Annotated in this window: 17 protein-coding genes and 2 pseudogenes; 10 read left to right on the top strand and 9 right to left on the bottom strand. The window is 67.7% G+C overall.

Features of this window, described 5'->3' with window-relative positions; all coding sequences use genetic code 11:
* Positions 1-100: 100 nt before the first annotated feature.
* Complete coding sequence (locus ACIBVN_RS54895) at positions 101-916, bottom strand: IS5 family transposase (RefSeq protein ID WP_397149916.1); 816 nt, start codon at positions 914-916, stop codon at positions 101-103.
* A gap of 147 nt (positions 917-1,063) precedes the next feature.
* Between ACIBVN_RS54895 and ACIBVN_RS54900 the strand changes: the two genes are divergently transcribed.
* Positions 1,064-1,849, top strand: coding sequence for a hypothetical protein (locus ACIBVN_RS54900; RefSeq protein WP_397149918.1), 786 nt, complete (start codon positions 1,064-1,066; stop codon positions 1,847-1,849).
* Between the two features lie 263 nt (positions 1,850-2,112).
* On the opposite strand, the gene ACIBVN_RS54905 is transcribed toward ACIBVN_RS54900, so the two are convergent.
* The gene (locus tag ACIBVN_RS54905) at positions 2,113-2,703 is read right to left on the bottom strand and encodes an RICIN domain-containing protein (RefSeq protein WP_397149920.1); all 591 of its coding nucleotides are present in this window, start codon (positions 2,701-2,703) and stop codon (positions 2,113-2,115) included.
* Positions 2,704-2,804: 101 nt separating this feature from the next.
* On the opposite strand from ACIBVN_RS54905, the gene ACIBVN_RS54910 reads away from it, so the two are divergent.
* The 3 genes from ACIBVN_RS54910 (at position 2,805) to ACIBVN_RS54920 (ending at position 4,676) form a co-directional block, all read left to right on the top strand.
* Positions 2,805-3,077, top strand: coding sequence for a hypothetical protein (locus tag ACIBVN_RS54910; protein ID WP_397149922.1), 273 nt, complete (start codon positions 2,805-2,807; stop codon positions 3,075-3,077).
* A gap of 222 nt (positions 3,078-3,299) precedes the next feature.
* The gene (locus ACIBVN_RS54915) at positions 3,300-3,518 is read left to right on the top strand and encodes a hypothetical protein (RefSeq protein WP_397149924.1); all 219 of its coding nucleotides are present in this window, start codon (positions 3,300-3,302) and stop codon (positions 3,516-3,518) included.
* Positions 3,519-3,884: 366 nt separating this feature from the next.
* Complete coding sequence (locus tag ACIBVN_RS54920) at positions 3,885-4,676, top strand: NYN domain-containing protein (protein ID WP_397149926.1); 792 nt, start codon at positions 3,885-3,887, stop codon at positions 4,674-4,676.
* Positions 4,677-5,178: 502 nt separating this feature from the next.
* Here the strand turns inward: ACIBVN_RS54920 and ACIBVN_RS54925 are convergent.
* From ACIBVN_RS54925 to ACIBVN_RS54935, 3 genes are all read right to left on the bottom strand, one after another.
* A complete protein-coding gene (locus tag ACIBVN_RS54925) occupies positions 5,179-6,000 on the bottom strand; it encodes a phosphotransferase family protein (protein WP_397149928.1) in 822 nt (273 codons plus the stop codon).
* A 220-nt stretch (positions 6,001-6,220) separates the two neighbouring features.
* Positions 6,221-6,346 (bottom strand): hypothetical protein, encoded by a 126-nt coding sequence (locus tag ACIBVN_RS54930; protein ID WP_397149929.1) that lies wholly within the window; start codon positions 6,344-6,346, stop codon positions 6,221-6,223.
* A 344-nt stretch (positions 6,347-6,690) separates the two neighbouring features.
* Positions 6,691-7,722: a helix-turn-helix domain-containing protein gene (locus ACIBVN_RS54935; RefSeq protein ID WP_397149931.1), complete on the bottom strand. Its 1,032-nt coding sequence runs from the start codon at positions 7,720-7,722 to the stop codon at positions 6,691-6,693.
* 144 nt (positions 7,723-7,866) lie between these two features.
* On the opposite strand from ACIBVN_RS54935, the gene ACIBVN_RS54940 reads away from it, so the two are divergent.
* Positions 7,867-8,448, top strand: a complete 582-nt coding sequence (locus ACIBVN_RS54940) for a hypothetical protein (RefSeq protein ID WP_397149970.1) — start codon at positions 7,867-7,869, stop codon at positions 8,446-8,448.
* 191 nt (positions 8,449-8,639) lie between these two features.
* On the opposite strand, the pseudogene ACIBVN_RS54945 reads toward ACIBVN_RS54940, so the two are convergent.
* Positions 8,640-8,846, bottom strand: a pseudogene (locus tag ACIBVN_RS54945) (DNA-directed RNA polymerase subunit alpha C-terminal domain-containing protein); the annotation flags it as partial.
* 340 nt (positions 8,847-9,186) lie between these two features.
* Between ACIBVN_RS54945 and ACIBVN_RS54950 the strand changes: the two are divergent.
* The 5 genes and pseudogenes from ACIBVN_RS54950 to ACIBVN_RS54970 all read left to right on the top strand — a co-directional run bounded on the left by ACIBVN_RS54950 (position 9,187) and on the right by ACIBVN_RS54970 (position 15,114).
* Positions 9,187-9,636: a hypothetical protein gene (locus ACIBVN_RS54950; protein WP_397149933.1), complete on the top strand. Its 450-nt coding sequence runs from the start codon at positions 9,187-9,189 to the stop codon at positions 9,634-9,636.
* 284 nt (positions 9,637-9,920) lie between these two features.
* Positions 9,921-10,331: a hypothetical protein gene (locus tag ACIBVN_RS54955; protein ID WP_397149935.1), complete on the top strand. Its 411-nt coding sequence runs from the start codon at positions 9,921-9,923 to the stop codon at positions 10,329-10,331.
* 592 nt (positions 10,332-10,923) lie between these two features.
* The gene (locus ACIBVN_RS54960) at positions 10,924-13,515 is read left to right on the top strand and encodes a DEAD/DEAH box helicase (protein WP_397149937.1); all 2,592 of its coding nucleotides are present in this window, start codon (positions 10,924-10,926) and stop codon (positions 13,513-13,515) included.
* A 271-nt stretch (positions 13,516-13,786) separates the two neighbouring features.
* A pseudogene (locus ACIBVN_RS54965) lies at positions 13,787-14,467 on the top strand (DUF4158 domain-containing protein).
* A gap of 11 nt (positions 14,468-14,478) precedes the next feature.
* Positions 14,479-15,114 (top strand): hypothetical protein, encoded by a 636-nt coding sequence (locus ACIBVN_RS54970; RefSeq protein ID WP_397149939.1) that lies wholly within the window; start codon positions 14,479-14,481, stop codon positions 15,112-15,114.
* A 155-nt stretch (positions 15,115-15,269) separates the two neighbouring features.
* Here ACIBVN_RS54970 and ACIBVN_RS54975 read toward each other — a convergent pair whose 3' ends face one another.
* From ACIBVN_RS54975 to ACIBVN_RS54985, 3 genes are read right to left on the bottom strand one after another with little or no spacing between them, the layout of a single operon-like run.
* Positions 15,270-19,280 (bottom strand): amino acid adenylation domain-containing protein, encoded by a 4,011-nt coding sequence (locus tag ACIBVN_RS54975; protein ID WP_397149941.1) that lies wholly within the window; start codon positions 19,278-19,280, stop codon positions 15,270-15,272.
* The gene (locus tag ACIBVN_RS54980) at positions 19,277-20,491 is read right to left on the bottom strand and encodes a cytochrome P450 (RefSeq protein WP_397149943.1); all 1,215 of its coding nucleotides are present in this window, start codon (positions 20,489-20,491) and stop codon (positions 19,277-19,279) included. Before ACIBVN_RS54980 ends, ACIBVN_RS54975 begins: the two co-directional genes overlap by 4 nt.
* Positions 20,488-22,278, bottom strand: coding sequence for a non-ribosomal peptide synthetase (locus tag ACIBVN_RS54985; protein ID WP_397149945.1), 1,791 nt, complete (start codon positions 22,276-22,278; stop codon positions 20,488-20,490). Before ACIBVN_RS54985 ends, ACIBVN_RS54980 begins: the two co-directional genes overlap by 4 nt.
* Between the last annotated feature and the right edge of the window lie 50 nt (positions 22,279-22,328).

Here is a 22,328-nt window from a genome sequence, read left to right on the forward strand (position 1 = left end):
CCGCCAGCATCGTCACCGTCTCTGCCGCCACGCCCATACCACAGCAACGATCGACATCTCCGGAAGCTACGGGTTATTCCTCTGCAGGCCCTTAGAGGTCCTAACGCAATGAGATGAGTCGGCGCCAGCAGATGAGCGCGCAGGCCAGACTGAGGAACGCCTCGTGGATGTCGGCGCGGACTTCCCAGCGGATGCGCAGGCGTCGGAAGGCGTGCAGCAGGGCGAAGGTCTGCTCCACGACGTAGCGGTGTTTGCCCAGGCCAGAACCATGTACGGTGCCACGACGGGCGATCAGTGGCCGGATCTGCAGCTCGCGGACCGAGCGCCGGTACTTGTCGTGATCGTATCCCCGGTCAGCCAGCACGACGTCGGGACGCTGGCGGGGACGGCCGCGCTTGCCGCGAACCTTCGGGATGGTCTGCAGGAGCGGGATGAGCTGGGTGACGTCGTTGCGGTTGGCGCCGGTGAGGATGACGGCGAGGGGGATGCCGGTGGCGTCGGTGATCAGGTGGTGTTTACTGCCGGCCCGTCCGCGATCGACCGGGGAGGGGCCGGTCTGCGCCCCCCTTTTTAACGCTCTGATCTGCGATGAGTCCACCGCAGCCCGGGAGAAGTCCAGCGTGTCGGCAGCTCGTAGACGATCGAGTAGCACCTCGTGCAGGCGTTGCCATACCCCGGCCTTGTTCCACTCGGCCAGGCGCCGCCAGCAGGTCATGCCCGAGCCGTAGCCCAGCTCTTGCGGCAGGTGCTCCCAGGCGATGCCGGTATGCAGCACGAACAGGATGCCCTGCAAGGCCAGCCGGTCATCGAGCCGCTTGCGTCCTGGATGCCGGAAGCGCCGCTGGCGCTGGGGCAACAGCGGTTCGATCACCGCCCACAGCTCGTCGCTGACCTCCCACGGCTTGCCTCGTGCCACCCTGCACCCCTCTCGCCATCGCTACAGCGAGAGATCAAAGCACAACAAAGATCATTCTGTTAGGAGCTCTTAACGGCGACCGCCCAGCCCGCGGCCGCTGAAGCACCGGCCACAATTGCTTACGCGCAGCGGACGCAGACCTGGGAAGTGGTGCTGACCAGGGGGAAGGTGGTGGAGGTGCCGGAGGCGCTCGCCGTGGCGCCCAAGGACGCGGTCAACGATGGGGAGCGCGCGCCGTTCCTGATCAGCGGGGACGGGCGGCACATCTTCTACTACCGGAAGAAGGACGGCCTGTTCGTGGAGCGGACCGTGCACGGCAAGGAGCGGGTGGTCGCCAAGATCACGGCGTACGCCATCGGTGAGGAGTGGCCGATCGTGTCCTATGACGGCAGCTATGTGGTCACCGGCACCTCGGGACCGGGCCTGGGCGTCCTCGTGGACCTGCGCAAGCGCAAGGCGATGGGGCCGCCGGAGAAGACAGACGCATGGGGCCTGGCCAGGTTCAGCCCGGACAGCAAGCGGCTGCTGCTGGGCGGGGAGCAGAAGGTCGTGTTCGACCGGGCGCTGCGGTCTCGCCTGCGGCTGAAGACGCGGCTGGCGCCGAGCGCGCTGGCGGGGGACTACACCACCTCGGCCGTCCTGGTCGGTAAGGGTGGCAAGTACCGCAAGGTGCTCCTGCTGAACCTGCGCACTGGCCGCGCGGGTGCCGTGGTGAGTGTGAAACTGCCGCGCGGGCAGTACATCGACGACATCGACTTCGACCGGTCCGGACGGCTGGTCGTGCGATCGAAGACCGCGACGGGGGTGGCGGTCTACCAGGTCTTGCGGAAGACGGGCGCGGTGAAGCTGCTGAAGAAGATCGAGCGGCCGGACGCGGCGGTTTGGGTGCTCCCAGACGACTCCGCCTACGAGTCGTGGACGGAGAAGATGTGAGCGACCCGGGCCCTTGAGCTCGTGGGAACTGGGCGTGCCCGCCATCGCGAGGCCGGCGTCCCACAGGGCGCCGGCCGCCTCGGCTTGCAGGACCCGGGAGATCACCGTGCCGAAGCGGCGGAACCAGCACAAGGACACGCTCGACCCGTGCCGGCTCGGGCTGGTGTCGTTCGAGTACATCCCGCCCGCACCACGGCTACGGAGACTGGCTCAATAAATTCCCCTCTCCCCTCCCACCTGTGGAAGGTGAGTCGGGGCCAGGCTTACGAGGGCGCGATCCTGCGCACCCACTGCTGGTAACTCACGTCCGCACAGAGGTTCTGGACGGCCACTGGGCGTTCTTCGGCCGGGTCGTAGCGGGGGGTCAGGCACTTGCCGGTGTGACGGGGCATGATCTCGTAGTAGCCGCTGAAGAGGGGGCTGAACCGCCACTGCTGGTTCGTGCCAGTGCCGCAGGTCCGCTGCGTTACGCGTACATTGTTGGCGGTGGACGACGACGGCACGGTGAGGCACTTGCCGCTGTGCCGGGCGATGATCCGGTAGTAGCCGTTACCCAGGTCGCGCATTTGCCAGTGCTGGTGGTGGTCCGCGGAGGTGCCGCAGCTCTCGAGCACCGTCCCCACCCCGTCGGCGGTGGACGCCGAGGGCACGGCCAGACACCGGCGCTCCCGGTCCAGTAGCTGCTCGTAGGCTTGCCTGGAGCTGGCGCTGCGCACCGCGCCGGTCGCGGCGTCGATGGCTTGCACTTCGTTGGTGGTGGCGACGACGGCGGGGGTGTTCAGCGCCGAGCTCAGTACGGCCGTGCCGAACAATATGGCCGCAGTCCGGAACGCGTGGGCGGTGTTGAGAGGCATGGGTTCCCCGCAAACGGTCGAACACTTTCAGTAGTGAGAGTGCTTCGCTAAGTAATCGCCGGTGAGTGTGGCGCCATTACTACCGGCGGGGTGACACCCCCGTGCCTCCCCACTCCGAGGGGGATGACGGCTCGGGCTTCTTCTTCTACCGCGGGCCATCGAGGGCGGCGCGGTACTTCGCCCGTCTTGGAAAGTGGCAGCTCGCAGCCGTGCTCATATCCCTCACGTTTCTGGTCGGGGAGTTTTCAGCGCTCCTGGCGCTGGCACACCGCTGGTTCTACCCGAGCACCTTCTACCTCACCGCCGGCAGCATTGCGATGATGGGTATCTACGCCGTGATCGCGCCGATCATCCGCTGGTACGGCACTCCCTGACATCAGAACTTCGATGACTACTCTCCTGCGCCCCCCGCGGATTCCGGGGGCCGCTCGCACTCAACCAATTACAGGAGCCGATCACGTCTAGGGCCGCAGCGGCAGGGGTCGAGACGCTCTGACGGCCAGCCAGACCTAAAGGGAGAGGCCTGGCGCTTCCTCCAAGAAAAGCCAGGTCCCTCTTCCCACCCCTGAATGCTAACGGCCGTCGATCATCGCCGCGTGAGGGACTCGGCGGCGGTGTACTGGTGGCTCCGGGCGGTGCCAGCGAGCGTGGTGGCCACCGAGGTGGCGCAGCGGCGAGCGCGGGCTCCCTCCGGTCGATCGCACCTCCGGGTCGCCGGTGGCGAGCTCGGCCTGCCCCTGGTCCAGCTCGGCGATCAGCGCCAGGAGTTGCTCGACGCCCCGCCTAAGCGACGGCGCAGCCAGTCCACGTCTTGACGCGTCTGCTGCATGCGGCCGCGGGCATGGTGTCCAGCCTGGCGGCGCGGATCTGGTCCCGCTCTTGCCCATGCAGGTGTGCGGCCGTCCTCGGTGCTCGCGATCGGGGGCCCAGGCCGCCCCGCACTGGCGTCGGGGCGGCCGGACCAACACGAAAGAAAGCCCAGCCGCACGCTGGACCGTCGCACGATCGGGCCCTACCCCCGCGACGGACGCAAACACCCCGCCAGACATCAACGACACTCCATTGCCGGCGAGGCCGCCTCTCTGCGACGTGCCGCCGATTATCGTCCGGTCAGCGGCAGGGCTCGGCCTCGATGCGGGGCGGCATCATCATCCTAAAGCGAGGGGGTGACAATCGGTGTGATGTGGGACGGCGGCTGGTGGGCGCATGTCAGCGGGTACTTGCTGCATGATCACCCCTGGCGGGCACGGATCTCCTTTGAGGGTCTGCACGACGTTCTGCGGCAGGCCCTCGGCGATCCACAGGCACGCGTGGACGCCCATTGCGTACGAGCCCGCCCGTCCACGCCAGCGGCCAGTTTCGAGCACGTCCTGCAGCAGGCCGGGATCACACGACATGATGTGCCACTGACCGGCCCCTCAGAGAAGGGCGCTGATGTGCTCTACACCATTGTCGCCTTGGAAAATGCCCTGACCAGGCCATGGAAGACAGTGGTGCTGCTGACCGGAGACAAAGATTTCGTCCCGCTCGTCGCCCGCCTGGTCGAGCTGGACAGGCACGTCATCGTTCCGCGGATGCAGCCGCCGGTGGCCACCGCTGCCGCGCTCGTCGCAGCGGCCTCGAGCGCGCCGTCGCTGGAGGAACTCCTCGCCGTCGGGTTGCGCGACGACTACCAGGGCGCGCGGCCGTTCGTCGGCCCCATCGCGGGCGTGCCCACCCCCGGTGGTGGCGAGCTGCGCGGCACAATCACCCGCTGGGATCCCGGCGCAACGTCAGGGTCCATCACCGACACTGTGGGACAGTCCTGGTTCGTTTTCACGCGACAGCCTGCCCGGGGGACGAACGTCGCTGCCGAAAGGCACACTCGTGCGGTTCAGCGGCCGCCCAAAGCCCAAGCCGGGAAAACGGTACCCAGAGGCGTTCTCCGTGATGATCGTGGAGTAGCCGCTAGCCTTGCCACCGTGCACGGCTGAAACCAGTCGCTTTTCCCCTGGCCCCTCTTCGTCGGCGTCGTCGGGGGCGCCGCCCGGATACCGCGGCGCTGCAGCGCTAACTCCTGCCGCTGGTCAGGGGTGCGTGCCAGGTCCCCGAAAAGGTCACCGGTGGTGGGAGGGCGACGACGTATGGCACGGGCGAGTCGACCGGGAGATTAGTTACCACCCTTCCGTCGACGCCCCGGCACACTATGATCAAGGAATTAGGTTCGGCTGGCTGTCGTTGTATGCGATGAGGCCAATAGTCGGCTAGAGGCAGCGATAGCGTTGGACTCGCTGCTCCGCGCGGCTCGAGATCGCCCGCCAGTTGTCCCTGACTGCCGCCGCCCGGCGCGGTCCCGCTTGGCGGCTCGTAGGGGTTGATCTCGGCGTAGTCGTCGCTGTCCTGGTCAGGTCGAAGCCCTCCATCCAGTCATGGCTGTTGGGCCAGTTGACGAGTGGACCGGCGCGTAGACAAGCAGTACGGTCAGCCTGCCGGGTGTCAGTTGAGTAGGTGCAGAACCCGTTCGGCCTGGCGTTCCAAGGTGCCTACCGGGTTGTGAGGGGTCGCTGGCCCGTTGGGGCCGAGTTGGAGAAACCAACCCAGCGCGACCAAGCGGCGAAAGCCCAGCACCCGCTCGGCCTCCCCCGGGTCTAGGTCGATGCGGTCCAGGAGTTGCTGGGCGTCCAGGCCGCCGTCGACGCGGGAGATGTGCTCGATAACTTCGCCAAGTTCAAAGGCGCGATCATTGCGGCCGGAGTCTTCCCAGTCGATAAGCCATATGCGCCGCTCGTGCTCGTCCCACAGATAATTCGCGTGGTTCCCGTCCGCCAGCCCGAGAACGGGCGGATGAGGGTTCGTGGTGAGCTTGTCGGGGTCGGTGGAGGCCAGCCAGGCGGCTCCCTCTTGGTAAGCCTGCCGCACAAGCGGGTCGTCGCCGAGGTCGGGTTGCCTGTCGGCCCAGGCGCGGTATTTGTCCACGGCTGTGACGGGTCCCCAGGGGGCGGGGTCGATCTGTTCCACTACCCGAGTCGGAACCTGGTACAGCCGGTTCAGGGCATTGGCCATCGCGTTGACCTGGTCATCGGTGGCGTGCTGGCCGCGCAGGACGCGGCCGGGCAGCCTGTTCATCGTGATCACGGGTGGGTGAGCGTCGAACGCGGCTTCCACTGGCGTGGGCGCGACACCAGGTGCATGTTCAGCCAGGAGCGTGAGCGCCGCCCATTCCCGGCGAGGCTCGCCCCTGTCCCACGACCTGTAGCGCTTGATCACAATATCGTGGCCGAGTTCGAGATTGTGCGTGCTGAATCGGTCAGCCGTCATGCGCTCACGTCGCCCTTCCTGTCCCAGACTTTCCCGCATGGGGATCTTGTCTGTTACCTCTGTCTATTTTGACAGGGAGGGATCCGAGGGGCCCATGAGACTACCGCAGTCGAACTGGGCGGATCTGGCCCGTCAGCGACGGAGATCCAATCCGCGCTGTTCTTGCGCAGCCGGACCGGCTTGACACGCAGGCCGTCGGGCCCCTCTAGGTACCGGCCCATCAATCCGCCGCGCTGGCCTCGATCATCTGCGTCAGCCGGTCGACGGACTCCTCCACCGCCCGCGTGACCTCGGCCAACGCCTCGATGGGCTCTTCCGGCGTGTCGAACCCGTCCTTCAGCGCCAATGCCGCCCCGAGAACCGGCAGGTATTGGCCATCGATTCTGGCACGCCGCTCGTCGATGCCCTGACATTACGTCGTGTCCCAAACGGCGCAAGGGGGCCAGCCTCGCCACAAGGTGCCCTCTGAGCCGACGGAGTGTCCCGGGCCGACAGGCAGTCGCGTGGGCAGCGCTGCTGGGTGCCACTCTCACGATGGCGCTGCGGCCGGTTCTCTCGTTAGTGGCGGCGTGGCGGTCAGATCTATGCGTTCGGGTGGGCCCACAGCCCAGGAGGCGGCCACACGCGCGCAGCGGCGGCCGGGGAAGCCTTCCGCTGCGACGTCGGCCGAAGTCCGCCGGACACCGTTCATCACAGTTGGGGTAGGCAACGGGTCTGGCCTGTAGCGACGACGTTCTGGCCGACCATGTCGAGACGCGCGCGGGCTTGCACACAGCCCACGCCGGTGAGAAGCAAATTGCCATAGGTCTGGTCGATGTAGCCCATCTTCCAGGAGTTCGCGGTGTTGTTGGCGGGTCGTAGACCTTCGACGGTGAGGACACCGACCGTGGTGTCGTCGGGATTGGGGTTGAGACCTGGTGTGGGATCGAACCGCGGCCAGGCCCCGGCGCACCGAGGTGAGTAGGCGAGGCTGATCACGCCGACCTTGGTTCCAGCGGGCAAACGCTTGCCGCGCAACCGTGCATCTTTCTGCAGGAGAACCGGCGCGGAATCCAAGGTGATCTTGTCGGTTCCGCAGCCTGCGATTTTCGGGTCAGTGCCATCCAGAACTCGCACCAGTGACGGTGTGGGGGAGGGAGTAACCGCCCCAGTGGCCTGCCCTCCCGCCGATCGGGACAATCCCTGAGCAAGGACGAACCCCCCGGCGCCGGCTAACACGACGACTAACAGCCACAGCCAGCGCTCCCGCCAGTGACGGCGGTAAGTGACATCAGCAGTCAGCGGCGGCATCAACGCGAAGCCACCGGCAAGGCGCCAGCCCTCCGCGCCTCCCGAGGCGACGACCTCGCTGTCGGCGCCGGCCGGCACCTGCCCCGCCAGGACGGGCAGCACGATTTTCACCGGGACCAAGGCCCCTCCGGCCCCCCTGTGGTTGTCCGACTGTGAGGTGTGCGATGCGACCTCTGCGAGCGCTTGAAGCCAACGCTCGCGCCAATACGGCCAGTCCCCACCGCAGGCCTTCACGAAGTTGCGCAGCACATGTTCGGAGGGCAGTTGGTGACCGGCTACCGCGGCGGCCAACGCGCTCTTGGAGACCTCGCATCGTCGCGCCATTTTCCAGAAAGGCAGCTCCCCGGCCTGGGCCCGTAGGGCGCGCAGGTCACAGGCGAACCGCTCGACAGGGGTGCCGGTGGGATTGAGTGCCCGCATCCGCCGTCCCACGCTACGGCCTCCTCCTCTGGTTGACGATCCTTGTCGACTTGCCTGGACAACACGCTGCCAGAAATTGTCCAGATCGCTCTCGCGTGGACAAATGCACCCTTATGAAGATCTCGCACGTTCTCCGCGAACGAAAGGGATCACAAGGTGAAAAACCTGATCATGGCCAGGCGCCGCCCCATGCTGTTACGCAGCCGAGCTCTCCGGCTGATGCTCGGCATCACGCTCGGGTTCGTCAGCATGCCGGTACTCGCCTCCGCCGCCAGCGCTTCGTCGGCCTTTGCCGACGGCTGCCGCACACTCGAGATCACGCTCAACGGGTCCAAGCACACCAGTCGCTGCCTCGACAGCAACGACAGCGTCGCTCCCTTGACGTGGTCCACCCGATGCACCGGCAACGAGTCCGACATCCCCTACCTCGCGCTGTTCTGGAATGGACCGCTCGACGTGGACAAAAAGATCTTCCCCGGCGGTCCTACCGTGTGCATCCGCGGCAGGGGCTGGATTGATCTCAACGCCACGATGGGCGACGGTCTCAACTGGAACGACAAAGCCAGCGCATGGTGGGCAGGCTGCTCGTCGGGTCACTTCGATGAGCACGCGGGCTTGTTCCCGGGCCGGCAGCAGTACTTCAACGCCGGTAATAAACACTGGGGCAACTTCGACGGGAAATCTGGGCGCTTGCCCAACGACTCCCTCTCAGTCGTCACTCTCGACTCGGACTGCTGAGGGACCGCAGTAGGAAGAGGCCCAACAACGGCCCGACTGGGGCGGGACGATGTGTGACCAGTTGGTCCGGGTCGACATCGCCCCGCCCCGGCGATTTGTCCGCTCTGCTTCAAGTTCGGTGGGGACTCGGTATCAGCATGGCCACCCTCGCCCAACCGGCGTCGCCGGCCTTGCGGCTCGATCGCCGCCACCGACGCCTTAGCCAGCCCCGGCGCCTTCACCAGGTCCTCGGGCTGGCGCCGCAGGAGCTCGGCCACCGTGCCAACACCGGTCTCCTTCAGCGCGCCGACCACCCGGGTGGCCAAGCCGAGCGCGGCCGGGCTGTCCTCGGGTACGCCAGCGTCGTGACCGCGCAGCTTGGCGACGAACGGCAGCGGCTCGAACCAGGGCACCCTCATCGACGACGCTCAGGGGCAGGTCGTTCTGCTGGCGCCAGCCGCGGACCTTCCACTCCACTTGGTTCTCCGACAATCCCAGCAGTGCGGCCAGGCCGGAGATGGTGCGCCAGCCGTGCCAGTGCTCCTCCGTGGACTCCCACTCCAGGCCGCGCAGCCGCGCATAGAACTCATCGAACGGCACGCCGCGGCTCTCGGCGAACTCGGCCAGCGTCATCCAGTACCCTCAGCTTCCATCGGACCGTGTGGGTTGTGGTGAGGACATCCGCGTCGGTGGGATGTTCGGTGGCGGGGTTCGGCTGGGGTTAGTCGTACGGGCGAAGCCCGTTCCTATTTTCTAGAGGTGTTGGCGGGGAGCGGACGGCATTGCCGTCCGCTCCCCGCCCGGGCGCTTGGACGTCGCCCCCTGGATGTCCACCATGCCCTGCGGCGCAGCCTGCTCGAATCGCTGCTGCTGCGCCTTGCCAACGCCCCCGGCATCACCTCCACGGGTGCGGCGACGGCCGGCACGGGCCGTGGTGATACCTACGGTCGGTTCGTGGACACCCTGGAGCTGCACTTCCGCGAACTGCACCGGGCGGCGGACTACGCCGAGCTGCTGGGCTGCTCGGTCCGCACCCTCAGCCGCGCCGCTCGGGACGCCACGGGCAAAGGGGTGCGTGACCTGATCGACGAGCGGCGCCTCCTTGAAGCCCGGCGCCTGCTGGGAAGCGCCCGGTGGGACGCCCGGAGTGTGGCCGCCCACCAAAATCTACTTAGTAAAGGCGCTCCGTTTAGGTTGTTCGCTCATTGATCGTCAGGTGACTCCCTCACATGGTTTGAAAGGCACGGGCTTCGCCCGTACGTCTTCAAAAATCAGGGCTGGCCTCGGCTCTGGTCCAGCGAATGGCGGCGGGATTAGCTCACCCTGTTCCACTCTCCGCGCACTTGGAGAATGGGCGCAGGGCCGGCGGAAAGGGGTAGTGAAGAGCTGGTTCTCCAGTTGGAGGAGGGATCATGGCCGTTACCCAGGCACGTGGGCGCGCCTCCGCTATATCGAGGGGGAACGGGACCAAGTGGCTCACGTTGGATCTGCCGATGCTCAGCATCGAGGTCCGCCCGCCCGAGATGCGGATGCCGCACCTGGAAGTCGTTCCGAAGCCGCGCGTCCCGATGCCGCACATCGGCAGGCAGGTGCTCGGCCGCTACGCCGACGTGGCCCGGAGGTTTGTGCCGCCGCCCGAGCGCATCGCCTACTACGGGGCGCTGGGCGCGCTGGCGGTCTTCGGGGTCCTTGAGTTGCCTGTCGCGGCCGCCATTGGCGCCGGCGCGATGGTCGCGCAGCGGCAGCGCCGTGGGGAGGAGCCCGAGCCGAGCGGGCCGGGCCAGACGCAGGTCCGTGAGCGACCGGCTGCGCGGCCCGCGCCGGCCAAACCGGCCACGACCACCGCTCGGGGCAGGGCGGCGGCCGGTGGGCGCAGGACCACGACGAAGCGCACGAGCAAGTAATCCTCGACGCCGGGGCTCGAAGGTCATGGTGGTGCCTGCCTGCGGAGGGGGTTCCTTGGCTACAGCTGGCCGTAGGCGCAGCCCAGGCGCCGCTGGGCCGACATCGTGGTGTCGTGGCGGGCGTGTGAGAGCTGGGAGCGCGGACGTCCGGCCTTCCTGGTCATCGTGCACAGACGCCCGCGCCATTACGGGCTCGGCCCTCCCCCTAGAAACGATGATTATCTTGGGTTATTAGCCTATGCCGCAGGTCAGAGCGCTATGATCTTGTCAGGCACGTAAGGCACGTTGGCTGGCGTTCCAAGTCCCGCCACCAGCCCCTGGCCAGCCTCGGCCGCTACGTGCGCCTCGGCGAGGAGACCTCAGCCCGCATCACCGCCGAGCACGACCCCACCGCACGCCGCTGACGGACACCTGTCCGGTTCTAAGATCCTTTGCTGGCCGATGCCGACGGCATCGAGGCGATTCGGCTGCCCGGGATAGCCACTTCGCCACCTTGGACAGACGCCCAAATGGCCAACAACTGAGCTGCTCGACCGGCCGTGCGAACGCTAGGATCTGTGGGGTTCGCGGTGCACTCCTGAGGGCGGTTGTGGTGGCGTTCAAGCGAGTCGGGGTGGAGAAGGCGTCTTATGAGACACCAGAGGCGCTCTACCGTGATCTTCCGCGGACCCCGGAAGCCGTCCCGGGCCTCCTGACTCACCAGGGCGACCTGCTGCGCTGGTATGCCGAGCCCAAGCATCTCGGGGCGCAGGACATCGCCTTGGAGCTACCGACCGGAACGGGCAAGACCATCCCAGCACTGGTGATCAGTGAGTGGTGGCGGCAGACGAAGGGCGTACGTGTCGCCTACGCCTGCCCGACCGACCAGCTAGCCCGCCAAGTCGCCGCGACCGCAGCCCGGGAAGGAGTCCCGGCGGTGGTCCTCACTGGCGACCACAGGAAGTGGCTGCTGGCCGATCAGATCCGCTATGACGCGGGCGAGGCGGTCGCCATCACCACCTACAGCACCATCTTCAACAGCTCGCCCAAGCTTGACCCGCACCCGGACCTACTGGTCTTCGACGACGCCCACAACGGCGAGCAGTACGTGGCCGAGCAGTACTGTGTGAAGGTCAGCCGGACCGGTGACGAATTCTCTGACACCGAGCTGTTCGACGAACTCCTCGACATCCTGGCGCCCGGACTGAACGAGCTGTCGCTGCGGCGGCTGCGGAAGGCCGATGCCGAGGCTGGCGCCCGCGAGAGCGTCGAGCTGGTGATCCTGGCCCAGCACGATGGGATGGCCGAGCGGCTCGCCGCCGTTCTGTCCGGCTTGAGGCGGCCCTGGATGTTCCGCTACGCGATGATCAGCAAGGTGCTGGCGTCCTGCCTCGTCTACCTCACTCACTCCAGCATCCAGATCCGGCCGCTTGTCCCTCCCACTCAGGAAAACCGGGCCTTCACCGACGCCCGCCAGCGCATCTACCTGTCGGCGACGCTCGGCGACGCCGGTGACCTGGAGCGGTCCTTCGGCCGTTCCGGAATCGTGCGCATCGCGCTGCCCGAGCCCCGCTCTGGCCAGCGGTTCCTGGTGTTTCCCGATCTCGTCTCTCAAGACGATGCCGACGCCCTGACCGAGGAGATCACCCGGCGGGCGGGCAAGGCCCTGGTCCTGGCTCCAGACGCGGCGACTGCGCTGGCCACAGCAGATGCCATTGCCCAGCCCGGCTGGCCCGTGCTCACCAAGGATGATGTGAAGAACGGCATGGAGGCGTTCTCCGCGCTGACCCGTGGGGTGTGCGCGCTGGCCAGCCGCTACGACGGCCTCGATCTGCCGCACGAGGCGTGCAGGCTCGTCGTCATCGAGAGTGTCCCCGACCGCGACAACCTCCAAGAGCGGTTCCTGTCCGTTCAGGTCCGCGCCGGCGCCGCCCTCAACGAGCGTGTCCGTACCCGCGTGGTTCAGGGGCTGGGCCGCTGCACCCGCGCCGCGAACGACTGGGCGCTCGTCATCGTCCGCGGCCAGGAGCTGACCCGCTACCTACTCCGCCCGGAGATCCAGTCGGCCCTGTCACCCGACCTGCAGGCCGAGATCCGGTTCGGGATGGAAAACAGCAGGCAGACCACTACCGGCGACGTCCTGGAGAACGTCCAGGCGTTCCTCGACCAGGAGACCTCCCCGGTCTGGCGCGAGCAGGCCGTGCCGACCCTCAATACGCTCCGCGCCTCCTTCCAGCGCACACCCCCGGCCGGGAGCGAGGCCCTGGCCGCCTCCGCGGCCGCCGAGATCGAGGCGTGCGCCCTGGCTGGGCACAGCAAATGGTCCGAGGCCAGCTCGCAGGCCAACCGGGTCGCGAACCTGCTGTCCCAGGGCGGCGACGCCACCGTAGGCTACCGGGCGTTCTGGATCCTGCTCGCCGGGATGTGGGCCTACCGGGCTGCGGCCGAAGGTAACCAGTCCCTGCTGGCCACCGCCCACCAGTTGGTGTTCAACGCTGACCGCACCGCACCGGGCGCCTGGGTTCGGGCCCTGCCGTCTCTGCCCGACGCACCCCCGACCGACATGCCGCCCCAGGACGACGTCGCCGTCGCCGCCGCAGCCAGCCAGATCCTCAACCAACCACCCGGCAAGCTCGGCAAGCGGCTCAACACCATGGTCGCCGGCCTCGCCGAGGTCTCCCACGAGCGGTACGAGCCCGCGCTGACCGAACTCGGGTTCTTCCTCGGCGCCGAGGCCAGTAAGCCCCAGGGCAGCGGCCGCTCGGACTCCAATTGGTGCTGGGGCAACCACATGTGGTTCGCGCTCGAGGCCAAGAGCGAGCACAAAAAGCCCGAAGGCATGGTGCCGCACAACGACATCCGCCAGGTCAACGACCAGCTTAAACTTCTGGCTGCCGACCGCGACCACAACGGCATCCCGGCCGGCAGCATCACCGCGATCATCTCACCGAGACTGGCTGTCGACCCGACCGGCGCAATCGGCGCTGCCGAGCACTCTCACCTCGTCCACCCCGATACCATCCTCGCCCTCGCCCGCGAGGTTGACCACGCCTGGACCGACCTCATCGGCAAGCGAACCGGCCAGGACGCGACCCGATTCCCGCAACTCGTCGCCACCGTCTTCGCCCAGCACGGCATCCTCCCCAGCCAAGTCCGTGACCGCCTGACCGAACACCCCGTCACCAATTTGGGGACACCCGCCTGATGCGCCGCGCCCACGTCCCCTCCAAGGGCGGGCGCCACCGAGTACGGGCCCTGGGCGACGGCGGCATCACATGGCGCTGGCCGCCCGCTCGTCCTGTGCTCTTTCGCGAAATGGCGCGCGTAGTCGACTAGGTATGCCTGTCAGACGGCGAGGCGTTCGCCGACGGTCCCGGCAGCCGGCACAATTTGGGTAAGCAACAGTTCTTGAGTTGAGGGCGTTGATCTTGTCGTGACTCTCCTGGTCAATGCTGGGCGGTCATGAAACACCCCCGATGCACATCGACGAGCTGGTCGAGCACTGGACGATCCTGGACGAAGAGCGCGATCTCATTGCCGGGAAACGGGATGCCACGCGACTCGGCTTCGCGCTCTTGCTGAAGTTCTACACGCAGCACGGCCGGTTCCCGCGCGGCCGCTCGGAACTACCGGATGACGTGGTCGAGCATGTGGCCAAGTAGGTACAGGTGCCTGCCTCAGAGCTCGGCTTCTACGAGTGGTCCGGCTCCACGATCGAGTATCACCGCAGCCAGATCCGTACGCACCTGGGCTTTCGCACCTGCACGACCGCGGACGCCACGAAGCTGGCGGGGTGGCTGGCCGAGAACATCGCGCACGCCGAGCGGCGGCCTGAGCGGGTGCGGGAGGAGCTGCTCAAGCATCTGCGTGAGGAGCGGATCGAGCCGCCGACGCCTGGGCGGATCTCCCGGATCGTGGCCTCGGCCCTGCACAACGCGGAGGTCACCTGGTCGGTGCGGATCTGCTCCCGGTTGGGTTCCGAGACCACGCAGCGCATCTGCGCGCTGGTCGGTCTCGATGAGGACGGCCGCACGGCGGCCGAGACGGCCGGCGATGGTCAGAAGCCCACGGGCGAGGCGGCTGCCGAGGGAGAGGGCAAGGACGACGACGAGGACTTCGACGTGCTGGCGTTCATCAAGTCCGCGCCCGGCACGTGAGCCTGGAGTCGATGATGACCGAGATCCGCAAGCTCGCGGCGGTGCGGGCGATCGAGCTGCCGCCCGGGTTGTTCGCCGAGGTGGCGCCCAAGGTGCTGGGGTCCTGGCGGGCCCGGGCGGCGGTGGAGGCGCCCTCGCACATGCGCACGCACCCGCGCGAGCTGAAGGTCCTGCTGCTGGCGGCGCTGGTCCACGAGCGGGAGCGGGAGATCACCGACACGCTGGTGGAGCTGCTGATCGCCACGGTGCACCGGATCAAGGCGCGGGCTTACAGCAAGGTGACCAAGGAGCTGATCAACGCGTTCAAGCGGGTGACCGGGAAGGAGAACATCCTGTTCAAGGTCGCCGACGCCGCCCTGGGCCATCCCGACGACCCGGTCCGCCAGGTCATCTTTCCCGCCGTCAGCGGCGGCGAGCAGACGCTCAAGGATTTGGTGCACGAGTTCAAGACCAAGGGCCCGGCCTACCGCACCACGGTGCAGACCACGCTGCGCGCCTCCTACACCAACCATTACCGGCGCGGCCTGATCGCGCTGCTGGACACGCTGGAGTTCAGGAGCAACAACACCGCCTTCCAGCCAGTGATCGAGGCGCTGGAGCTGCGCGGACCGGTCTTCGTCACTCGCCGCTGGCCTGGTCAGATCTAGTTCCCCCGATACTGGACTGGCCCGCCTGTTCTACGGGGCAGGGCCCGCGCGCTCCTCGACCAGCACATCGCACCGCACGGGCTAGGCATCGGCTGGGATGTGCACGAATTCCGCCGCCCAGCCGCTGACCGGAAGCGGGCGTTGGGCTGCCCCGGTCAACCGAGCCTTTCGGGACCGACGACGAGGTCGGCCAGATCGCGCGCCAGCCCGGTGACGATGGGCTGGCGGATGATCTCGTGGTGCCCGCCTTCGACGCGGTCCTCGCGCACCGTGGCGCGGGTGTGCCTGTTCCAGTCGGTTTTCGTGACAAGTTGCTGGTCCAACGAATCTCCCGCCCACACCACCCACAGGGGCGCTTCGACGATGCCTGGGCGCCACCCAGCGAACAGCCAGTTGTGGAGGCTGGCTACCGCGGCGCGGTCGGCCAAGGCCTCACGTTCTATGTCGGGGCGCACTCCCCACAAAGCCGCAGCTGTGTCGAGCGCCCAGGCGCCGGCGTCGCGGCCCGTGTAGGCATCACCATGGATACGGTACTCGGCGCGCAGCCGATCGCGTTCCTGCTTCGACAGTGCGGCTCTGGGCGGTGCCAGTGAGCTCAGGACGGACAGTGCACCAGTGGAGAAGTCAGGTGCCGCCGGACGGCGAGCCTCGGCGGCCACCCCGGTGTCCCAGATGGACACCGAACGGACCGGCACGCCCATCTCTTCCAGTTCCCGGGCCACGGCGTGGGCCAGGAGTCCGCCGAGTGACCAGCCGATCAGATGACAGCCTCGGCCGCCGACGAGTGGGCGGATCTCCTCTGCATAGGTCCGCACCATCGCCTCCGGTGTCGACCAGGTCGTCCGCGTGCGCGCGTTGGTGAGCCCGTCGAACACGCCGTAGACCGTTTTGGCCGTGGGCAGCGCATCCACCAGTTCCCGATAGGCGTGTACATCGCCTCCAAGCGGATGCAGACAAAACAGCGGCGTCTTATCGTCGGCCGCGGTGGCCAGTTCGATGACATGTCCGCCCACCGTCGGGGTTCGGGGTGCCATCGGGGTGTCGCGTAGTTCGGCGGCGAGCTGGCGTGGTGTCGGGCAGCGGTCGAGCGACGCGAATGTCGCGGCCGCGCCGAGCTCTCGCCGGAGCCGGGCGATCAGACGGGCCGCGAGCAGCGAGTGGCCGCCAAGTTCGAAGAAGTGGGATCGCGCATGCGCTTGGGGCACGCCGAGGATGTCTCGCCAGAGTTCGACCAGCCGTCGTTCCAAGTCGTCTGCGGGCGGCTCGGGTGCGACGAGGGCGGCGGGCGGCAGGGACAGCCGCTCCCGGGCGCACAGGTCCAGTAGCGCCCGATGATCCACCTTGCCGATGACTGTCACGGGGATGGCGGACAGGTGGGAAATCCAGGTGGGAATCATGTGCTCGGGCAGGAATCGGCGCAGATGCCCAATCAGTTCCGTGGCGTCAACCTCTCGGCAGGGCACCACGAACGCGTGCAGTGACGGCCCTTGTGGGTTCTTGGTGTCGAGAATCGTGACGGCCTTGGTCACCGCTGGATGGGCTTCGAGTCGCGCGGTGATCTCGCCCAGCTCGACGCGGTTCCCACGGATTTTCACCTGCTCGTCGAGACGGCCCAGGTACTCGATGACGCCGCCCTCGGCGATCCGTACCTTGTCGCCTGACCGATACACGCGGACGATTTCGCCGGACGGGCCCCACGGCACATTCAGGAATCGTTCCGCGGTCAGGTCTGGGCGCCCCAGATAGCCCAGAGCGACTCCCTCGCCGCCGATGTACAGCTCACCGATTGCGCCGCGCGGCACCAGCCGTCGTTTGTCGTCGGCGACGTACAGGGAGACGCCCGGCAGCGGTCTGCCGATGGATGGGCGCCGCGCGGTTGTGTCCACGGGCTGGCAGGTCGCGTTGACTGTGCATTCGGTCGGGCCGTAGGCGTTGAACACGCGCAGGTGCCGGGCTTCGACCAGGGTCTGCCAGAGCGCGGGTGGCAAGGCTTCCCCGCCGGGGACGAGCCAGCGCAGCCTTAGGTCACGGCGGGTGAGCAGTCCCGCGTCCACGAGCACCTGCAGGTGCGAGGGGATGCATTCCAGGAATGTGGTTCCTGTTTCGGCGAGATAGTCGATCATCTTGTGCGGATCCAGCCGCGCCGAGGCGGGCACGATGGCGAGCGTGGCGCCGTTGAGCAGCGCCAGCACTTGCTGGACGGTGACGTCGAAGATGAGCGGGGCGTTGAGCGAGACCACCTCGTCGCTCCAGTCCCGCACCCCGTAGGTCTCACGTAGTCCGGCCATGAAGTCAAGCACGTTTGCCTGCGTGATCAGCGTCCCCTTGGGCGCGCCCGTTGTGCCGGAGGTGTAGATCACATAGGCAACGTCTTGCGGCTGGGTTCGCCGGGGCTCGCCACTGGGGCCGTCCGTCTTCGTGAAGTCGATCACGTGCGCGCCGAAGGCGTCGAAGTCCGCTGGGCCGAGGACGACATCGACGCCCGCGTCGGCAAGCACATGGCGGTTGCGCTCCTTGGGCAGGACGGGGTCGATCGGCACGTACGCGCACCGGGCGAGCCAGATGCCGAGCAGCGCCGCAATGGAGTGGGCGGACCGGTCCGCCACCAGGCCGATGAAGGAGCCGGCAGGCAGGCCGCGCTCGATGAGCGCGCCTGCGCACGCCTCGGCCAGGCGGCTTAGCTCGGTAAAGGTGATCGCGTCATCGGCTGTGCGCACCGCGATGCGTTCGCCGTGCCCGGCTAGTGCCCTGATCAGGTCGCTCGTGGGTGGCATCGCGTCACGGGGCGGGGGCCCCGTCATGGTCGCGGTGCGCCGCTCACCAAGCAGGTCGAGGTCGGCGACGGGTGTGTCCGGCGCCTGTTCCCCGGCGCTGATCAGGGTGAACAGGGCGTCCGCCGTCGCCTCGACCCAGTCCTGATCGAACAGTGCCGTGTCGTACTCGACCATTAGCCGCAGTTGGTCTCCGGTGCGCAGGAAGAACCACGTCAGACCGAACTTCGCCTGCTTGTCCGCTAGACTCTCGGCCTCGACCGTCACGCCACCCCACCGGCGGCGGGAGAACGGCGCCGATTGCAGCTCCACGGCGACGTGGAACAGGGCACCACGGCGGCCCGGACGGTGCTGGGCCACCACGCGGTCGAACGGCACGTCGTCGTGCGACAACGCGCCGTTCACGGTCTCACGAGCCCGCGCCAAGGCCACGCCGAACGACGGGTTGTCGGCCAAATTCGTGTGCAGGGCGACGGTGTTGACGAAGAACCCGACGGCGGATTCGAACTCCGGCCGCTTGCGGTTGAGCGTCGTGGTTCCCAGTACGACATCGGCGTCACCCGAGTAGCGCCACACGAGAATCTGCACCGCCGCCTGTAGGACGGCGAACGCGGAGACGTCGAACCGGCCGCACAGCGCGTCGATGGCGGCTGCGCATGAGGGAGGCGGCTCGAAGCTGGCCGTCGCCGCCGGGCCTGCGCCCGCCCCGACCATGGAGGGCGTGGCCAGTGACGATCCCTCCGCAGGGTCGGCGGGCAGCGCCGTCCGCCAGTAGCCGAGCTGGGCTTCGACCAGTTCCGGGGTCAGCGTCTGACGCTGCCAGCGGGTGAAGTCGCCGCACTGGGCGGCCGGGGCGGGGGCCGTCCAGCCGCCTGTACGGGAGATCGACTCGTACGCTTGCGCCAGTTCGCGTTCCACGATGTCCAGGGACCAGCCGTCGACGGCGATGTGGTGGAAAGCGAGGAGCAGGACGTGTTCGTCGTCGGAGACGCGCAGCAGGCGTGCCCGCATCGGCCGCTCGCGCCGCAAGTCGAAGGGCTCGAGCATGAACTCCCGTGCCAGGGCCGCGACGTTCCCGCTCACGTGCTCGACGCCGGATAGGACCGGATCGGGATCCAGGACGAGCTGGTACACGGTGTCGGCGTGTTCGAGGAAGACGGTGCGCAGCGCCTCGTGCCGCCGTACGAGCGTGTTAACCGCTTCGATCAGCGCGGCGGCGTCCAGCCGTCCCCGCAGGCGCAGGCTGCGCGACACGTTGTAGGCGTTGGAGTCCGGGTCGAGTTCGTGGTCGATCCATAACCGAAGCTGGTTGGGGGCGATTGGCTCCAGATGCCGTACGAGCAGGTCGAGCTGGCTGTCGCTGAGGCTGGCCAGCGCGTTGTCGATGTCGGTCATCCAATCTCCACGGGCAGATGGGTGATCCCTAGGATGAAGTTGGAGCGCAGGCGGCGTGCTGTGCCCGCCGGCCTGAGCGGGGTGCCTGTCGCGAGCAGTCGCTCGAAGAGCAGCGACAGCTCTGCCTGGGCGATTGGTGCCCCGACGCATCGGTGTAGGCCGGCTCCGTAGGTGAGATGCCGGTTGGGGGTTCGCATCACATCGAAGCGGGCCGCGTCAGGGAACTGCTTCTCGTCGCGGTTGGCGGAGAAGTTCCATAGGGTCACCGACTCGCCGGCGCGGATGAGCGTGCCGCGCACCTGCACGTCCCGGCGGGCGACCCTCTGCACATAGGCGTTGGTCGAGCTGTAGCGCAGCACTTCGTTCAGCGCGGTGTCCAGCGCCGCCGGCGTGCGTAGCAGCAGGTCGTATTGCGCTGGGTTTTCCATGAGGGCCAGCAGGCCGGTGCACGCGGTGTAGGAGGAGGTCTCGTTGCCACCGACGGCGACGTTCATGCAGTTGTAGAGGATTTCCTCTTCGCGCATGCGGCGGCCGTTGACCTCGGCGGTGAGTAGCATGCTGGCCAGGTCGTCGCGGGGGCTGCGTCTGCGCTCAGCCAGAACGTCGGCGAGGAATTCGAAGATCTGCGCCTGTAGCCAGGCCAGCCGCAGCCGGACGTCACCGCCGGTGTCGACGAAGACCTCGTCGCGGAAGCCCACCATCTTGCGGGTGAGGCCGATGAGCTCGTGTGCCTCGCCGTGGCCGATCCCCATGATCACCATCAGTGCGCCTGCGGGCAGTTCGGTGGCGATCTCGGTGGCGAAGTCGCAGCCGCCGGCGGTCATGGCGCGTTCGATGGCGCGGTCGAGCAGGCGCCGGACCTGCTCGCGCACGCGGGCGGCCACCACGGCGGACATCGCCGGCTGGATGGCCTGCTTGAGCATGCGGTGCCGGGGTAGATCGGTGGCCACCATCATCTGGCCCGCCGCTGAGTCCTCCGTGCTGCCGAAGGATCCGCCGAGGATCGCTCCCCGGCTCGAGCCGAAGATTTCGTGGTTGCGGTAGGCCCAGAGGACGTCATCGTAGGTGGTCAGAGCGTAGAAGCGGCTACCGTCGGCGCCGACGTTCTCATAGACCGGGTGCAGGGCGCGCAGTTGGGCGAACATCTCGGGGTGTTCACCACGGACGAAGACGTCGACGTCGGTCAGATCGATGGTGGTGGCGCGGCTCACCGCGCATCACCGGCGAGGGCGTCGTCGATCAGCTCGTCCATGACGCTGACGAGGTCCGCCAGCACCGTGTTGCGCAATAGCACCTTGAGCTCCAGCTCGATGCCGAGGTCGCGGTTGATGCGGCGCTGGGCGCGGAATGCCTGCAGCGAGTGCCCTCCCAGGGCGAAGAAGTCGTCGTCGAGGCCGACGCGTTCGATGCCGAGCAGTTCCTGCCACAGTTGCGCCAGGTACTGGGCGGTGTCGCTCTGCGGCTGCCGGAAGCTGTCGTCGCGTGCGCGCTGCTTGGCCAGCAGGGTCCGCAGTGCGTCGAGGTCTCGCTTGCCGTGGTCGGTGGCCGGGATGCTGGGCAGGGCGACCATGTCGCTGGGCACGAGGTAGTCCGGTAGTTCGGCCTCGGCGTGGACACGCAGCTCGCGTAGCGGCAGCGTGCCGTCGAGCACGACGAAAGCGACCAGGCGGCGGTCTTCGCCCTCGCCGTCGGGCAGGACGACGGCGTCGCTGACCTCGGGATGACGGCGCAGGGCGCGTTCGGCCTCGCCGGGTTCGACCCGGTAGCCGCGCACCTTCACCTGGTTGTCGGCTCTGCCCATGAACAGCAGGACGCCGTCGTCGCGCTGTCGGACGAGGTCTCCGGTCCGGTAGAGGCGGCCGGCGCCGGGCATCGTGATGAAGCGTTCGCCGGTCTCGCGGGGCGCGCCGAGATAGCCGCGGGCCACACCGGAGCCGCCGACCAGGAGTTCGCCGACCTCGCCTGGGGCGACTGGCGACAGATCGGGGCGGACGATGCGTAAGGTCACGCCGTCCAGCGGGCGGCCGATGGGGATGCTGTCGCCGGTGGCGTCCTGCGCCGTCACGAGATGCGCAGTGCACGCCGTGGTGATCTCCGCCGGGCCGTAGAGGTTGTACAGCTCACCCGTGAAAGCCCCCGCGAGCAGGTCGCGGCAGGTCGATGGCAGCAGGACGTCGCCGCCGGCCTGCAGGACGCGCAGCGGGGCGAAGGCATCACGGTCTTCCCTCACCACATGGTTGACGACCATCGTCGGCACTAGCATCGCTGAGATGCGGTGGCGCCGCATCTGACGCTGAAAGTCGGCGGAGAGCAGATCTGGTACGGCTGGTAGGACCACGATCTGCGCGCCTGCGGCGATGGCGGACCACAGCTCGAAGTGGAAGGCGTCGAAGGAGACGCTGGAGATTTGGCCCACGCGGTCCTGGTCGGTCAAGCGTGGCAGCGCCGGGTTGGTCGCGAAGGAGAGGATGTTGCGGTGCTCCAGCACGATGGCCTTTGGCGCGCCGGACGATCCGGACGTGAACAGCACCGATGCGGCGTTGGACGGTGTCATCACTGGAGCGTCCACCACTTCGGCCGGTTCGACCTGCTCCAGCCTCAAGACCTCGGGCACCACGTCACCCAACGACTTGGCGAGGGCGTCCTCCGTGATGACCACGTGCACGCTGCCCGCGTGCAACATCAGGTCGCGCCGGGCGTTGGGGTAGCGGGTGTCTACGGCGACGTAGGCCGCGCCCGCCTTGAGTACGCCGAGAACAGCGGCTATCAGGCCGGCCGATCTACGGAGGTGGACGCCTACGCGGTCCTCCACAACGACCCCACGCCTGCGCAGTGCCGCCGCCACGGCGTCGGAGCGCTCATCGAGTTGCGCGTAGGTTAGCGCCTGCACGTCGTCCCGGACGGCGATACGGTCGGGATGACGACGCGCGATGGCGCCGAAAAGCTCTGTCAAGGTGGACACGGCCACCCGGGACGCATCGTGCTCGGGATTTTCCACAGCTCTTCTCCATTTGCCGCCTTGACCAGGGGATACGCCACGCGGCCGAG

It is taken from the genome of Nonomuraea sp. NPDC049400, from assembly GCF_044466425.1.
Taxonomy (GTDB): domain Bacteria; phylum Actinomycetota; class Actinomycetes; order Streptosporangiales; family Streptosporangiaceae; genus Nonomuraea.